The sequence below is a fragment of the Pseudoalteromonas prydzensis genome (genome assembly GCF_001661495.1).
GTDB classification, from domain to species: Bacteria; Pseudomonadota; Gammaproteobacteria; order Enterobacterales; family Alteromonadaceae; genus Pseudoalteromonas; species Pseudoalteromonas prydzensis.
The window spans coordinates 524,060-539,458 of sequence record NZ_BDDT01000001.1; the positions used below are offsets into that span (position 1 = coordinate 524,060).

A 15,399-nucleotide genomic window follows, 5' to 3' on the forward strand; every position below is an offset into this window, starting at 1 on the left:
TAAGATACAACTTACTCTAATATAACTGAGCAAATATTAATCTACATCAAACTTTGGTAGTAAAATTTTATGCCTCGGTAGATCTTAATGGTTAATCCTACTCTAAAATCTTGCTATCGCGTTCCAGCGTGCTAGCATAGCTTTCATTATTTATTGAAACTTGAGCAGCAATGACATTATCAGATAAGAATTTTGCTTTTGTAATGCACTGTGGTGAGATGGGTAGCCGTTGGGGCTTCAACCGTACTATAGGGCAAATGTGTGGGCTATTGATCATCACTAAAGAGCCTATGACAGCAAATGAAATAGCCGATGCCTTAAGCATCTCTCGTGGTAATGTCAGCATGGGGATCAAAGAACTGCAATCGTGGCGTTTGATAAAAGTGCATCATATTCCTGGTGACAGAAAAGAATATTATGCGCCAGCCGGTACTATTTGGGATATGGCAAACCGCGTATTCGAGGAACGTAAAAAGCGTGAAATCGACCCTACTCTCAGTTTACTCAGAGATAATTTGCTTGAGCCTGCAACCAACGACGATGAAAAGTTTGCCCAACAACAAATGCATGAAATTCATGATCTACTCGAAACTGTCACTAAATGGTCTTCAGAACTACAACGCTTAAGCCCTGAACAACTGCAAAGCTTAATGAAGCTCGGCTCTGGTATTGGTAAAGTACTCGATTTTAAAGATAAGATATTGAAGAAACCGTAAATTAGGTTCTAGGTTCTAGGTTCTAGGTTCTAGGTTCTAGGTTCTAGGTTCTAGGTTCTAGGTTCTAGGTTCTAGGTTCTAGGTTCTAGGTTCTAGGTTCTAAAAATTTTAACCACAGAGTTCAGCAAGAAGTAAATAAAAGTCCAAAAATTTTTACTCTGTGCAGCGCGAAGCGCCTCTGTGTGCTCTGTGGTGAATAAAAAGATAAGTTGTTCCTGTAAGCTCGCAGATAAATAATTCATTTTATTGTAACTTGATAAGCAAAGGGGCAAAACAACTTGCCCCCTAATGACTAAAATTATACGTCAGCACCACCTAACACCTTGTCTAGTTGCATTTCTGTCAAAACACGATCTTGGATAGGTTGTTTAGCTGCGTTTATTTCATCTACACCCCAAACTAAACCAACTGCTGTGCGTGTTGGGCGTTTACCTTTAGGCATGTCTGCTAGCGCTAAATAGGCATCTACCACCATTTGTGGATTAGGCGCTTGATCGCTCTGCATAAATTTACCGAATTCCTCGAACATAGCAGTAGGAATGTTTGCCAATTCACCGTAGCTGTCCAGTATGTCTGTGCGTGATGGTTGTTGTCCTGATGCACTTAGACCTGTAGGGAATGGCCCTGGTTGTACGATGGCGACATCGATGCCGAATGGTGCTACTTCGTAGCGTAAACCTTGGAGGTAGCCTTCTAAAGCATGTTTTGTCGCTGCGTAAGTAGAGAAATACGGCGCTGAAATTTGGCCAACCATTGATGAGGTGTTGATGATCAGGCCAGACTTAGCTTCACGCATCGCAGGCAAAACTGCCAGAATAGTACGCATAGCGCCATAGTAGTTGGTTTCCATCTGCTCGCGAGCTTGATCAATGCTAAATGCTTCTGTAATGCCAAGATACATTACGCCAGCATTGTTTAGTAACACATCAATTTTTCCCGCTTTATCTAGCACACTCGCAATGGCGGTTTTGACAGAATCGTCGTTAGTAACATCCATATCAACAACCTGAATAGAATCGCTATACGCTTCTAATTCGGCTTTAACTGCAGCGTTTTTGCCTTCAGGGCCGCGCATAGTAGCGAACACTAGATAGCCTTTATCAGCAAAATCTTTTACTGACTTTTGACCAAATCCACTGCTGCTACCTGTGATAACGATGCTTTTTTGTGTTTCGTTCATTATTCTTTCCTATTTGCTTTGCCTAATTAAATACCAGCCGGTACAATAAACCGTAAAGAACAGCCTGTCAAATTAAAATACCGAGTGGTACAAAATGATTTCAAATACAGTTAAACCCGTTAGAGGGCGTCCAAAGACCTTAGATCGCGATCATGTTTTAGATGTGGCAATGGATTCTTACTGGAAAGACAATATAGGTAATTTATCCCTTAATGAAATTTGCAGAAGATCGGGTGTATCTAAACCAGGTCTTTACCGTGAATTTTCTAATGAAGATGGCTTGATGAAAGCTGTCCTGATTAGGTATCAGGAGCAAGTGTTAGAGCCTGTGCAGCAGATGCTAAATAGTGACGTTCCATTTAGAGAGGCTCTTGATAACCTTATATCGTTTGCCACTTCAGTTAATTGTCATGATGAATCTCCCAATGGCTGTCTTTTTATAAAAATGCGCGAATCACGAGTACATTTGGGAAAAGAAACACAAGCGCAAATAGATTTTCTTGAAAAGCAGGGATTAGTTTTTTTCAAGAAATGGGTAGAGCGTTCAAAGACTAAGGGAGAGTTTTCTGTGGACATGTCATCGGAATTTGTTGCTACTTATATTGACGCGCAGCTAAGCAATGCATCGACACAACTAGCTCGAGGTGTGGCCCCTGAAACGGTAAAAAAGATATTATTAGTCGCTTTTTCTGTGCTGGAATGACTACGCCAGCTAGTTCAGTTTTAAGACATTTTTTCAACAAAGGTTGAAAAGAAAACTTTATGACTCAAATCAGCACAATAATTCGCATCAGTATGTGTATTTATTTTGGTTAGTGTCGAATTTGATATTCATAGCAAAGCTCGGTTGAACTCATAGTGCTCTAACGAAGTTCGACTGTGAGCAATACCCGGCTATCGATAATAGCTAATTAAGTAGTCAAACGTTGTTTGCTCACATATTCAAGGATATGAGCGACGCGCGTATATTGTTCCATTTAGCTTTGCTTAAAGATTTTAGGAAACTTAATGATAGTAATATCTTAGTTAACTTGTTAAAACTGTGTAAAGTATACATATGAGTGTGGTCTGAGCAGAAATATCCGCCCTTCGCGCACAATAAAATTGTTGCTGTCACAATCAAACTATGGAGTATTAAAAATGAACTTGGAAGTTTTAGAATTTTTGCTAGATAACGAAAATTATATTGAAGAAATGGCAAAGGGTGTTGGTGTTGATTCAAATGCCAGTGTTGGGATAGTTAAATTGCTTAAAGCGAATGCAGGTGACTTAAGTAATTTAAAAGGCAAACAAACATTTCATTATGAAAAAGTTATTAAACCTTTACTTGAAGGTGTTCAGTGTGAAGGTCCTATTGGAATGATAGAAGATGATGAAGGCAATTGGGATACTAGTTGTGTAAATGGAGGTATCGTTGACGATGAATCTCTTTATCAAAGTTATTTAGAAGAAGATTTTAAATGCCAAATTTGTCGCTATGATGCTGAAAATATTCGGTAACAGCTAACAAGAACTTCAAACGGGCATTGAGGCTGTAGAATTACTCTTTTTTAAGAAAACGGCCTGTTTTATGGGTTCCAAATGCATTACCTAATGCTTTAAAAACGCTTAGAGCTAATTACAGTAGCTCGTTTTTTAAATTAATTTGGTTGTTGGAGTTATTCTACAACCTCGTTAGATGAACGAGGAATAGATTTGAATCTCAAGTATTTTATTCTTATCGCAGTAATTTTTATGCTGCCAGCGTGCACAACGGGAAAACTGTATTACAAGGACAATTCAGGCAATCGTATTTTAGGGTGCGATGTGGAATTTGTGGGTTTGCCAAGCGTGGACAAATTCGCCGTTGAATATGCATTAAGCCTTTGCGCAAAAAGTGTTATTAAAAAAGGACACAGTCTAGAAAAAGAGAAAGAGTATTTGCTAGCGATTGATACTACTATTCCTTCAGCACCTTGTGGGAAGTCGTGGGATCACGAGCTTGCTAAGAATGAGTACAAAAAAGGCAGTCTATCAAAAAAAGAATATGGTTATATTGTAGCTAATATAGACTTGGGGCTAGCGGTCATCAACGAATGTTCGTCTTATCAGGTAGCCGGAGGTTTCTAACCTCCAGCCGCCACACCACCCATCATGTGCTTTTTATTAAGAGACATTAAGAGACAAAGGGGTCACCCATTAGAAAGTTCCGGTCAAGCAGGCAGCTGTGTTTTCTTGATCTTTTGATTCAAAAAACCAAGTGTTGTTACTTTTTTACTCACTTTAAATATGACTATGCATCCAGTAATGACGTCGATTGGTGTGAATATGCACCAGTCACCCATTAGAAAGTTCCGGTCAAGCAGGCAGCTGTGTTTTCTTGATCTTTTGATTCAAAAAACCAAGTGTTGTTACTTTTTTACTCACTTTAAATATGACTATGCATCCAGTAATGACGTCGATTGGTGTGAATATGCACCAGTCACCCATATGAATTTAGGCGGTTTAATTAAGGCATCGTTGATGATTAATTAAGGCCCTTGGCTTTCGCCTCAGTCATCGTTTAGTGCCAATGTCAGTCCAGTTTCTGGCTGTGTTTACACACTGCGCTATAACAAATACGTGGTTTATGTTTTCACATAACCAACCCTTTATGGCTCAGACAGTGGGCATACCCAACATTTAAAAATATGAGCGGTTAACGTGCAGGCTCAATCAAATCTAATGGTTTTACCAACCCCATTACTAGCTCAACACGTTAACCTAATTTGTTTTATAGGCGCTAAGCAAAAGCCTTGTGTTCATCGAATGGTACATTGTCTTTAAGCACGTGATAACACGCTCTTGCGAGTTTATGTGCAACCGTTTTAATCGCGATAACTTGGTTTGTTTTAGCCAGTTTCCGTTGATAATATTTTTTAACTGTCGGGTTATATCGAATTGCAAAATTAGCGGCCTCAGTAAAAGCCCACGCTAAGTATCGATTGCCATTTTTTTGGTTTGTAGCGCCCTTTTTCTTTCCATTGCTGTATTTTGCCCCCTTAACGCAGCGACAATACGAGGAAAAATTACCTGGACTATCAAAACGTTTAATTGTGCCTGTCTCTAACATAATGGTCAGTGCTAACGTATTCCCAATCCCATCGATACTGGTTAGGTTTATAAATTCGGGGGAGAGTGATGTTTGCTGTAAAATAGCGCTCTCTATTGCATTGATTTGCTGTTGAGCACAGCGTATCAATGTGAGGTTGGAAATGACCGACAGTGCTGTATTTGTTGAGTTGAAATCCGAGTGTATTTGCTCAACATCAACGCCTTTTCTGATAGCGGCCATTTGCTTTATTTTGTTGCTACTGAGCTTATAACCAAGATGACGCATGTAACAACTTTGCACTGATAATAAGTTTTTAGTGGACTGTTGAACAATGTCCATTCGTTTACGCATTAAGTCGCGAACAGCCCTGAGTTCACGAGGATAAATGTAGCCCTCAGGCAGAATATTTAGACGTAGCATTTCAGCTAACCAACACGCATCACTGTGGTCATCAGCATGCTTTAAGCCTGAATACTGTTGAATTGCCGCGGGGTTTGCTAAGTGAAGTTTAAACCCTTCATCCATTAAAGCATCGACCAACCAATACCAATTAAAGGTTGATTCAACAACAAGTCCTTTTAAGTTGTCTTTATAAGGACTTAGAAAAGATAAAATGACAGACATGTCATTATTTAAACGCTTAGCGGTAAGTGTTTCACCGTGTTCATTAATGATAGCAATAACACTATTATTTGAATGCAAGTCAATTCCACCATATAGTTTCATACCAAGCTCCTCGGATTCAGTTTATGTTTTGGTCAACACAACTGTATCGAAAAACTCGAGGAGCTTTCTATATGATTATCAAATCTTGTCTTCAGACATCAAAACAACCAGTAAATATCTGTAAAGCTAAAGTTTAGCTTTTTAAATAATCTGGATGTGATTTGTCCAATAACATTGTTTAACGTCGTTTTACGGAACTTACGAGCCATAATGCCCGTTAGTTTAATTAACTGTTTACAAAAGTAGTTATTGCTGGAATTATCACGATTTAAAATAATTAGTGTGTTGCCAATTACCCGAATAGGAAGGTTGAGCCGCTAGACTATCTAAGGAATGGTGTTAAATTTAATTATGATATTACCTCGAAATCGAGATTATTTTCAGATATTTTTAGCCTCTCTATCACCAATGATTTTCGTGGTACTTTTACTTGCAGAACTTGAGTTTGAATGGGTTTATTCATTATCAATTATTATTCTCTGCTACTTAGCTTCATTCATATTTTGGTTTAAAAATGGAACTAAACCAGCAGCATGGATTAGCAAAGATACACTACATATTAGAGATGGCGTATTCGGTACTGATGTTATCCATAAAGACTTACTAGAATCCATGCGTTATGAAATTGGCCATAAGCGTGCTGTCGCAGGTAGTAATGCAGAGGAAGCTGAGATGCACATATTGGTTATTAAAATGAAAGGTTTTGATGAGTGGACTTTGCCTATTAAAGATTTAATAGAACATGGGCCTGATTTAAGGCTTTATAAGTTTATAAGAGATAATTTTTATAATTTGAAGCTGGTGAAAAAGTAGTTTTAAAAGACACTTATTGTCTTTTGCTTATGAGATTTTCTCAAACAAAAATCTACTAACAACCAATCAAAACAAAAGCGCGAGATAAACTCGCGCCTACAACAAGCGTCCCTAGCAACTAATATTTACAACAAATGATCAGATTTGATTCGAAACCAAATCTGACAATTCACTCTCTAGGCGCTTTAATTTATTTTTCTCTTTATCAATTTTTTTCTGATACTTACGTACCTTATCTGCATCTGTGTCTCTTTTAGCTTCAGCTAAGTCAGATTCATACTCAGTAATTTCTTCTTGAACTGATTTTATTTCTTCACGTAAATCTTTTTCAAGTCCTTTATCAGTACAATGCGCTTTCGCATTTGCTAATGACTCTGTTAAGCCATTTTCTTTACGCTTATTTCCATTTTCAATAGCAATGGCAAGTTGTTTTTCTATTTCACAAAACTTCTTTTCACAGCCTTTAAAATTTTCACACTCAGATGATGCAAAAGCTGTTGATGTTAGTGAAAAAAATAGACTTGCAGCGAAAGCCGCAGTTGAAAGTAGTTTATTGTTCATAATCATTACCTCTATTGCGCTGGATAACCAATGCGATCAGACAAATAACCCACGCTGGTGGCAAAGTAGTATGAGCGATTCCAATGCATTAGCGCTTTGTAATTGTCATAAGCTAAATACATTCTGCCGCCCATATCATCAGGCATTACTAATGCAGCTGTGACGTCAACATTAGGTAAATCAGTGCCGTCCATTTTACGAAGGCCAAGTGCCTGCCAATCAGCTAATGAACGCTCTGATTTAGCCCAATACTCAAGCCACTGAGTGCGTGTTTTTGTGCCACGTTGTAATACATAGCTTTGATCAAACCCATCCGGTAATTGCACCTGACGGCCCCACGTTAGCTCGTCATTCCAACCAGCCTGTTTTAAATAATTAGCAATCGATGCAAAGGCATCGGCTTGGGTGGTCCAAATATCTTTGCGGCCGTCTTTATCGTAATCAACCGCGTAGGCGTTAAATGAGGTAGGCATAAATTGCGTTTGCCCCATCGCACCGGCCCACGAGCCTTTAAATTTGTCTAAGGTGATATGCCCTTCTTTGAGGATATCCAATGCGGCCCATAATTGATTTTTGTACATGGTTTCACGACGACCATCAAACGCGAGTGTAACCACTGACGCAATAACATTGTGACCACCTTGAATTTTACCAAAGTTACTTTCAAGGCCCCACAAAGCAACAATAAAACGTGCTTGTACACCAAACTCAGCAGCCACTTGTTCTAAGATTTCTTTATTTTCAGCGTATAGCTTACGCGCGCGGTCAATTTTCCATTGCGGCACACGTTTAGGTAAGTAGGTTTCGAGGGTTTCTTTTACTTCAGGCTGATTTTTATCTGCTGAAATCACTTTTTCTTTAAAGTGTGCTGTAGCAAAGGCATCTTCAATTAATTGGCTATCATAGCCTTTTTGCGCGGCTTCTTGTTTTAAGCCTGCAACATATTCGTCAAACTGTGCTTGAGTCTTGGCCAGTGCCGATGTACTAATACAGGCACTGCATAAAATTGCAGCCAATTTTGTCATTATATGTTTAGTCACTATCAACTCCATTTTGTTTTCTGTGCTCAGCTAATAAGTTTGTTTGTGGTGGTGGTAATTGCAAGTAAAACCCATTATCTGTTAACGCTTGCTTAACTTGATCTAAATCAGCCACGCCTAATTGCACACGCTTAGCCAAATTTATTAGCATCACATACTGTGGTTTACCAAACATTGCCATTAAAGGTTCCGGAACCTTACTAAAATCATCTCTTTTTTCTACAAAAAGGAAGGTATCCGCTTTTTTCTTACTTTTATATACCGCAGTCAGCATTTTGACCCTTTAAAATCTTGCTTAACAGTGCTGCACACTATAACATGAGACTTATAATAAGTTAGAAAAATTAGATTGGAAATTTCAATTAAGGCCTTATTCAGCCTGCGTTTATCTAAAATTGATTTCTGATCATACAATTCAATAGAGCGTGTATGTCGGACCAAACTTTTGAGCTAAAAGGGAATCTTTTTACGTTATCAGTTTTACATCTTTACAGTACTGATATTAACCTTTTGGCAGAACAACTCTATACAAAAATAGCCCAAGCCCCTCGTTTTTTTGAAGGTGCGCCTATTGTTGTAAATTTAATTGAGATAAAAAACAGTCTTGTTGATTTTGTGCACTTAAAATCATTAATAGAACGAATGAATTTTAATGCTGTTGGTGTATGTAACGGCTCTGATGAGCAACATGCGCAAGCTAAGGCCGCTGGGCTATCTGTTTTAAATTATTCACAAGACGTTAAGAGTGAACAAGTTATACAACAAAGTAATACCTCTATTGTTGAGAAAACAGTTTACTTACCAGCCCAAGTGATTAATGGCACAGTGCGCTCTGGTCAGCAAGTATATGCAAAAGATCGCGACTTAATTGTCTTTGGTGCGGTAAGTCATGGTGCAGAAGTAATTGCGGATGGCAATGTACATATTTATGGCACATTACGCGGCCGTGCAATTGCAGGCGCGCAAGGTTATAACGAAGCCCGCATTTTTTGTCAAAAACTAGAAGCAGAACTTGTTTCTATCAATGGCAATTACTGGATCAGCGACTCCCTGCAAGGCGAGTTCTGGGGCAACGCGGCACAAATCCAACAAAAAAATGAATCATTAGAAATTTCAGCTTTGGTTAAAGGATAAATCTTATGGCAAAAGTAATTGTCGTTACGTCAGGTAAAGGTGGTGTAGGCAAAACTACATCGAGTGCTGCTATTGGCACAGGTTTAGCTCTAAAAGGCTATAAAACAGTCATTATTGACTTTGATATTGGGCTACGTAACCTTGATTTGATCATGGGTTGTGAGCGTCGTGTAGTTTATGATTTTGTTAACGTCATTAATGGTGAAGCAAATCTTAATCAAGCACTGATCAAAGACAAGCGTGTTGAAAAGTTATTCTTACTGCCAGCTTCACAAACCCGTGATAAAGATGCACTTACCCGTGAAGGTGTTGAGCGTGTATTAAACGAGCTGAAAAAAGACTTTGATTACATTGTTTGTGATTCTCCTGCTGGTATTGAAGCCGGTGCGATGATGGCAATGTACTTTGCTGATGAAGCAATTGTAACAACCAATCCTGAAGTATCTTCAGTACGCGATTCAGACCGCATTTTAGGTATTTTGCATAGCAAATCTAAACGCGCTGAAGAAGGCCTTGAAAATATTAAAGAGCATTTATTACTGACTCGCTACAACCCAGATCGCGTATCACGTGGTGAAATGCTATCAGTGGAAGATGTACAAGATATTCTTTCTATACCGTTACTTGGGGTTATTCCTGAATCACAAGCGGTGTTAAGTGCATCAAACTCAGGTCAGCCCGTTATTCTTGACACTGAATCTGATGCAGGCCAAGCCTATGCTGATGCGATCAATCGTTTATTAGGCGAAACAGTTGATTTTCGCTTCTTGGATGTAGAGAAGAAAGGTTTATTCAAACGGATATTTGGAGGTTAACGTGTCACTACTTGACTACTTCCGCTCAGAAAAGAAAAACACTGCGTCACTAGCAAAAGAGCGATTGCAGATCATTGTTGCGCATGAGCGCTCACAGCGTGGTACACCAGATTATTTACCACAATTAAAGCAAGATATTCTTGATGTTATTCGTAAATACGTAAACATCAATACTGATGCGGTACAAGTTCAATTCGATCAAAACGAAGATGACCTAGCGGTATTAGAACTCAACGTCACATTACCTGATGAAGAGAAAAAACCATAATAAAAAGGGCGCTATTTAAGCGCCCTTTTTATTTTGCACACTCAATTAGCGAATTAGCGTGTAACAATCGCCTTAAAACTGCCATAGATGAGACGTTTACCGTCAAATGGCATTGGGTTTTGTTGTAAATCGCAGATTGGATCTTGCATAAATTTAGCCATGCCTTCATCTCTGGCGGCTTTTGATTGCCACTTGACCCACGAGAACACCACTGTCTCATCTTCAGCACATTTTACTGCCTGTAAAAACGACGTATGTGTGCCATCTGGAACGTCATCCCCCAAGCTTCAATTACTTCAATTGCACCGCATTGTTTAAACACCTGTGCCGCTTTATCAGCATGCTCGGCATATTCAGCTTGTCTATGTGTGGGGACTGCACACACAAATCCATCAATATAACTCATTTTAATTCTCCTTTTATGTTTACCTATGCTGATTATCAGTTGTTTGCAGCTCTCTAACGGGCCTTATTTCAATACTGCCATAGCGAGCGGGAGGTATTTTACTGGCAACGTGTATCGCTTCATTAAGGTCTTTCACATCTAATAAATAAAAACCAGCGAGCTGCTCTTTAGTTTCAGCAAAAGGGCCATCGGTTATTTCTACTTGGCCACTGCGAACTCGTAATGTGGTTGCAATTGTTGTTGGCTGTAACGCCTGCCCTCCCAGCATAGAATTGCGTTCACGCAATGAATCACCACAGGCAATACATTCTTGATTCAATGCATCCCACTGCTGTTGCGATAATTTTTGCATTGTTGCTTCATCGTAATAAACCAGTGCCACATATTTCATATCAATACCTGCTTATTTTATAAATAAATATCAATTAGTTACCATCATGGCTTGGTAACATTAGCATCCAACCAATACCGAATTTATCTGTGACTTGACCATACAAAGGTGACCAGAAAGTCTCCTCCAATGGCATCCTTACCTGACCGCCATCGGCTAAAGCAGCAAATACACTGCGCAAGATTTGCTCCGAATCAATTGTTAGAGTTAAATTAAAGCCGGAATAATTAACCCCATCATCTTGATTCTCGATACAGCCGTCAGTTGCCAATACTTTCATACCCGCAACAGTAAATTCGCTGTGCATTATCTTATCGTCAAAATTAGCGGGAATTGCGCCCTCAGGAATAGGCTCTGGGCTATCACTGAAACGAAACATCATAGCTATTTTTGCATTAAGGTGGGTCTGATAATAAGTTAATGCTTCTTCACATCGCCCTGAAAAAAACAGATAACAACTTGCTTTGGCCTGTTGCATTACAATGTTTTGTTGTAATTTATGCTCTTGCTCAGCAATATTGCCATCGGTGTCTACTGCTGCGAAATCAGCCATTTCATAAAAAGGTCGGATCTCAATATCTGACTCTTCACTCATCGGGTTAGGACACTTTTTAACCCAAGCTATCGCTTCATCCATGGAGGCCACATTCCATACCCAGTAACCAGCAACGAGTTCATTAGTCTCGGCAAAGGGTCCTTTGGTCACAATCCGCTCAGTATTACTAAAACGTACACGAACCCCTTCTTTGCTTGGTTTTAAGCCATCACCTGAGGCCATGATCCCCGCCGCAACGAGCTGCTCATTATAATCACCCATAGCACTTAGCAGCGCTTTATCGGGTAATTCACCATTTTCTGAACTGTTGCTTGCTTTAACTATCACCATAACTTTCATTTTGCTTACTCCTTGTGTTCTTACATGAATAAAAATAGCACTTCATGTAGTAATCGAATGGCAAAACATAAAATCGACAGGTATTTAAAAATTTTATAACTATTTTATAAGGCCGCTAATTTACGTTTTAATATTCGCTGCTCAGGGATTTGTTTGGTAAGCGTTAAAGCATGCTCAAGCGCAGCACGCGCCTCCTTTTTACGCCCTACCCGAGTTAAAAATTCGGCATAAGTGGCATAACAAAGATGATATTTTTGCATTACTTTTTGCTGTAATAGCTGCTCGACTAACACTAAGGCTGCCTCAGGGCCATGGTGCATAGCCACCGCAACAGTCCTATTAAGCTCAATAACGGGTGAAGGGGCTACGTGTAATAACAAAGAATACCAAGCCAAAATCTGCTCCCAGTCGGTATTGTTTGCATCTGACGCCTGGGCATGCACTGCAGCAATGGCCGCTTGAATCGTATAAAAACCATATTCACTTTTAGCGGTGGCACTTTGCACTAACGCTATTCCCTCTTGGATCAGCGCTTGGTCCCATAGACTGCGGTCTTGCTCTGCTAAAATAATGATATCGCCATCTTTATTCGTTCGCGCATTATGGCGAGATCCGTTAAGTAACATTAACGCAAGCAAGCCCGTTATTTCTGTGTCAGCTACTAATGACTGCAGCAGCCGTGCTAAGCGAATAGCCTCAACGGTCAACTCAGATCGCGTGACACTATCACCAACAGAGGCTGAATATCCTTCGTTATACACCAGATAAATAACAGATAGCACCGCCTCAACTCTGCTCTCTAGCTCTTCTTTTGAGGGAAGTTGAAAGGGAATGTTAGCGTCTCGAATTTTCTGCTTGCCACGCACGATACGTTGAGCCATGGTCGATACAGAGGTTAAAAATGCACTTGCAATCTCTTCTGTTGTTAAGCCACATACTTCTCGTAACGTCAGTGCGACTTGTACTTTAATGTCTATGGCAGGGTGACAACAGGTAAAAATTAATCGCAATTGGTCATCGTTGATTAACTGATCTTTTACAGTAGTTGATAAAGCAGACTCATCTGTAATAACAGTCTCTTCAACAGAGTCGTTTGCTAATTGCGCTACAATTTCATTATGTCGGTGTTGCCGTCGTAACTGATCTATCGCCTTAAAACGACCGGTAGAGACAAGCCAGTTCGCTGGTTTACTAGGAATACCTTCGGATTGCCAGTTGGTAAGCGCGACACTAAAAGCATCATGTAACGCTTCTTCTGCCAGCTCAAAATCTCCAAGTAAACGGATCAAAGTAGCATATATGCGCCGCCCTTCATCACGATATATAGCTGCTAGTTTATTTTTTACCGCTTCATTTGTGACGCGTGTATTATCTTTATTCATCAACCGCCTAGCTTATTTTTAGCTGAGGAATTACGCGCTGACATTTTACCGCTGATGCCAACAAATATGTCCCAATTTACCCAAAACAGTAGCGCAGCAAAGCGCAATTATCAAACAAAACACACTAGCACAAGCAAGCTAATGTATGGGATAGTTACAATGGCAGTTCAGGAAAAGGCGAATAGCATGCAAAATCAGAAAATTTATAAAATGGCGTTTGCCAAGGTGTATCCTTTATATATTAACAAAGCTCGACGAAAAGGCCGAAGTAAAGAGGAAGTAGACCGTATTATTTTCTGGTTAACCGGCTACAGTGATGCGCAATTAGTATCGCTACTGGCTGACCATACTGACTTTGAAACATTTTTCCAACAAGCCCCACAACTAAACCCTGCACGTAAGCTGATCACAGGGGTTATTTGTGGTGTTCGGATTGAAGAGATAACGCAGACGATGATGCAAGAAATTCGCTACCTTGATAAGCTAGTAGATGAATTAGCTAAAGGCAAAGCCCTAGAAAAAATTCTACGAGCTTAAGTTTTACACCATTGCATATGGTATTCAAACTGATCATCACCCGTTACAGCAAACCCAAGCTGTTGGTATAAATAAAAAGCGGGATTGTGTTTTAATACAGTCAAATTGATTTTAGCTGCGCGCGTTTTAAGATTGTTAATAACCGCACTACCATAGCCTTGCCCCTGATATGTGGGGGCTATTTGCAATTGCATTAGCTCAATTTCAGTCTCGTTTTGTATAAATTTTACGGCCCCAATTAACGTTCCATCATGATAAATTAGCTGATACGCAGCAAAATTGTCCATTAAGCGCACATTATGCTCCTGAGCAGTTAAATAAATCCCCTCTCGCGCTAAGTGCTCAACCATAGTCGCTAAACGCAGTGCCATTAAAAATGACTTATCACTTTCATTTGCTTGTATAAATTCCAACGCCAACATTCATTCCTTATGTCTCTTTAAAGTATGCTCGAAGCATCAAGTAATTGACTTCCAGCTTTTGATGTCACGGCATAGTTAAAACCAGGCTGAATACAAAATGAGCCATATTCACCGGATTTACTCAACGCTAAAAACCCTACTTGAAACTGTTTATAATCGCCTAGTTTATTTGCAATGCGCTCAACGGCAGCCTTACAAGCTTGCGTGGGGGTCATGCCTTGGCGCATCATTTCAACGACTAAATGACAGCCCACCGTTTTGATCATCAGCTCTCCCATACCTGTGGCTGTTGCAGCCCCCACTTCATTATCAACATACAGTCCAGCGCCGATAATAGGTGAGTCCCCCACTCTGCCAGACATTTTAAACGCCGCGCCGCTAGTGGTACAGGCACCCGACAAATCACCATTACTATCAAGGGCTAACATACCGATTGTGTCATGATTTTCAATATTGATCACAGGTGCATATTTTGATTCCACCAACCAATCTTGCCAGGCTTTTTTGGCTTTACTAGTCAATAGGTTTTGCTCTTCAAAACCCTGTGATTTAGCAAATTGAAGTGCGCCTTCGCCCACCAGCATTACGTGCGGGGTTTTATCCATCACTAATCGGGCAACAGAAATTGGGTGCTTAATATGTTGTAAAAATGCGACAGAGCCACAGTTTTGATTTTCGTCCATAATGCAAGCATCAAGCGTGACATTACCTTCTCGATCCGGGTAACCACCATAACCTACCGTCATCACATCTGGATCCGCTTCAGGGATACGCACACCCGCTTCCACTGCATCAATCGCTTTGCCGTGCTTGACGAGAATACCCCAGGCTTCTTGATTGGCAGCTAATCCATGTTGCCATGTCGATACTACAATCGGTTTAACCTGTACGTTTGCAACAGCTGCAGGTTTATTTAACGGCTGTTTTTGAGCAAATCCCTTAGCAGTCAAAGCGCTTGCACCTAAGGCAAGCATCGTTGTGAGTGATTGCTTTAAAAACTCTCTTTTACTATTCATGGCTAAATCTTTATGTAATTTGAA

Annotated in this window: 19 protein-coding genes and 1 pseudogene; 9 read left to right on the top strand and 11 right to left on the bottom strand. The window is 39.9% G+C overall.

Features of this window, described 5'->3' with window-relative positions:
• Positions 1–170 precede the first annotated feature (170 nt).
• On the top strand, positions 171–716 hold the full coding sequence (locus tag A7968_RS02130; protein WP_064664922.1) for a GbsR/MarR family transcriptional regulator: 546 nt from the start codon (positions 171–173) through the stop codon (positions 714–716).
• 298 nt (positions 717–1,014) lie between these two features.
• Here A7968_RS02130 and A7968_RS02135 read toward each other — a convergent pair whose 3' ends face one another.
• Positions 1,015–1,896, bottom strand: a complete 882-nt coding sequence (locus tag A7968_RS02135; protein ID WP_064664923.1) for an SDR family oxidoreductase — start codon at positions 1,894–1,896, stop codon at positions 1,015–1,017.
• 94 nt (positions 1,897–1,990) lie between these two features.
• On the opposite strand from A7968_RS02135, the gene A7968_RS02140 reads away from it, so the two are divergent.
• From A7968_RS02140 to A7968_RS02150, 3 genes are all read left to right on the top strand, one after another.
• On the top strand, positions 1,991–2,599 hold the full coding sequence (locus A7968_RS02140) for a TetR/AcrR family transcriptional regulator (RefSeq protein WP_084447972.1): 609 nt from the start codon (positions 1,991–1,993) through the stop codon (positions 2,597–2,599).
• Positions 2,600–3,036: 437 nt separating this feature from the next.
• Positions 3,037–3,396 (top strand): hypothetical protein, encoded by a 360-nt coding sequence (locus A7968_RS02145; protein WP_064664924.1) that lies wholly within the window; start codon positions 3,037–3,039, stop codon positions 3,394–3,396.
• 234 nt (positions 3,397–3,630) lie between these two features.
• A complete protein-coding gene (locus tag A7968_RS02150) occupies positions 3,631–4,005 on the top strand; it encodes a hypothetical protein (RefSeq protein ID WP_193330445.1) in 375 nt (124 codons plus the stop codon).
• A 652-nt stretch (positions 4,006–4,657) separates the two neighbouring features.
• Here A7968_RS02150 and A7968_RS02155 read toward each other — a convergent pair.
• Positions 4,658–5,695, bottom strand: coding sequence for an IS110 family RNA-guided transposase (locus A7968_RS02155; protein WP_064664926.1), 1,038 nt, complete (start codon positions 5,693–5,695; stop codon positions 4,658–4,660).
• Positions 5,696–6,046: 351 nt separating this feature from the next.
• Between A7968_RS02155 and A7968_RS02160 the strand changes: the two genes are divergently transcribed.
• A complete protein-coding gene (locus A7968_RS02160) occupies positions 6,047–6,508 on the top strand; it encodes a hypothetical protein (RefSeq protein WP_227008948.1) in 462 nt (153 codons plus the stop codon).
• A 138-nt stretch (positions 6,509–6,646) separates the two neighbouring features.
• On the opposite strand, the gene A7968_RS02165 is transcribed toward A7968_RS02160, so the two are convergent.
• From A7968_RS02165 to A7968_RS02175, 3 genes are read right to left on the bottom strand one after another with little or no spacing between them, the layout of a single operon-like run.
• A complete protein-coding gene (locus tag A7968_RS02165; protein WP_064664927.1) occupies positions 6,647–7,069 on the bottom strand; it encodes a DUF1090 domain-containing protein in 423 nt (140 codons plus the stop codon).
• 11 nt (positions 7,070–7,080) lie between these two features.
• Positions 7,081–8,097 carry a lytic murein transglycosylase gene (locus tag A7968_RS02170; RefSeq protein WP_064665356.1) on the bottom strand — a complete coding sequence of 339 codons (1,017 nt, stop codon included), beginning with the start codon at positions 8,095–8,097 and terminating at the stop codon, positions 7,081–7,083.
• A 4-nt stretch (positions 8,098–8,101) separates the two neighbouring features.
• Positions 8,102–8,383, bottom strand: coding sequence for a YcgL domain-containing protein (locus A7968_RS02175; protein ID WP_064664928.1), 282 nt, complete (start codon positions 8,381–8,383; stop codon positions 8,102–8,104).
• 155 nt (positions 8,384–8,538) lie between these two features.
• Here A7968_RS02175 and minC point away from each other — a divergent pair, with 155 nt between their 5' ends.
• Genes minC through minE form a run of 3 tightly spaced genes read left to right on the top strand, consistent with a single transcriptional unit; the run spans position 8,539 to position 10,326 of the window.
• The gene (gene minC, locus A7968_RS02180) at positions 8,539–9,243 is read left to right on the top strand and encodes a septum site-determining protein MinC (protein ID WP_064664929.1); all 705 of its coding nucleotides are present in this window, start codon (positions 8,539–8,541) and stop codon (positions 9,241–9,243) included.
• Positions 9,244–9,248: 5 nt separating this feature from the next.
• Positions 9,249–10,058: a septum site-determining protein MinD gene (gene minD / locus A7968_RS02185; RefSeq protein ID WP_064664930.1), complete on the top strand. Its 810-nt coding sequence runs from the start codon at positions 9,249–9,251 to the stop codon at positions 10,056–10,058.
• Position 10,059: 1 nt separating this feature from the next.
• Positions 10,060–10,326, top strand: a complete 267-nt coding sequence (minE, locus tag A7968_RS02190) for a cell division topological specificity factor MinE (protein WP_016706620.1) — start codon at positions 10,060–10,062, stop codon at positions 10,324–10,326.
• Between the two features lie 158 nt (positions 10,327–10,484).
• Here the strand turns inward: minE and A7968_RS02195 are convergent.
• The 4 genes and pseudogenes from A7968_RS02195 to A7968_RS02210 form a co-directional block, all read right to left on the bottom strand.
• Positions 10,485–10,732 (bottom strand): annotated as a pseudogene (locus A7968_RS02195) (DUF1428 domain-containing protein); the annotation flags it as partial.
• Positions 10,733–10,751: 19 nt separating this feature from the next.
• On the bottom strand, positions 10,752–11,123 hold the full coding sequence (locus A7968_RS02200; RefSeq protein WP_064664931.1) for a YciI family protein: 372 nt from the start codon (positions 11,121–11,123) through the stop codon (positions 10,752–10,754).
• Positions 11,124–11,157: 34 nt separating this feature from the next.
• On the bottom strand, positions 11,158–12,018 hold the full coding sequence (locus A7968_RS02205) for a YciI family protein (RefSeq protein WP_064664932.1): 861 nt from the start codon (positions 12,016–12,018) through the stop codon (positions 11,158–11,160).
• Between the two features lie 104 nt (positions 12,019–12,122).
• Positions 12,123–13,400, bottom strand: a complete 1,278-nt coding sequence (locus tag A7968_RS02210; RefSeq protein ID WP_064664933.1) for an RNA polymerase sigma factor — start codon at positions 13,398–13,400, stop codon at positions 12,123–12,125.
• A gap of 186 nt (positions 13,401–13,586) precedes the next feature.
• On the opposite strand from A7968_RS02210, the gene A7968_RS02215 reads away from it, so the two are divergent.
• Positions 13,587–13,937, top strand: a complete 351-nt coding sequence (locus A7968_RS02215; protein ID WP_064665357.1) for a DUF2200 domain-containing protein — start codon at positions 13,587–13,589, stop codon at positions 13,935–13,937.
• Here A7968_RS02215 and A7968_RS02220 read toward each other — a convergent pair.
• Positions 13,934–14,359, bottom strand: a complete 426-nt coding sequence (locus tag A7968_RS02220; protein WP_064664934.1) for a GNAT family N-acetyltransferase — start codon at positions 14,357–14,359, stop codon at positions 13,934–13,936. The genes A7968_RS02215 and A7968_RS02220 overlap by 4 nt on opposite strands.
• A gap of 17 nt (positions 14,360–14,376) precedes the next feature.
• Positions 14,377–15,375 carry an isoaspartyl peptidase/L-asparaginase family protein gene (locus A7968_RS02225; protein WP_064664935.1) on the bottom strand — a complete coding sequence of 333 codons (999 nt, stop codon included), beginning with the start codon at positions 15,373–15,375 and terminating at the stop codon, positions 14,377–14,379.
• Between the last annotated feature and the right edge of the window lie 24 nt (positions 15,376–15,399).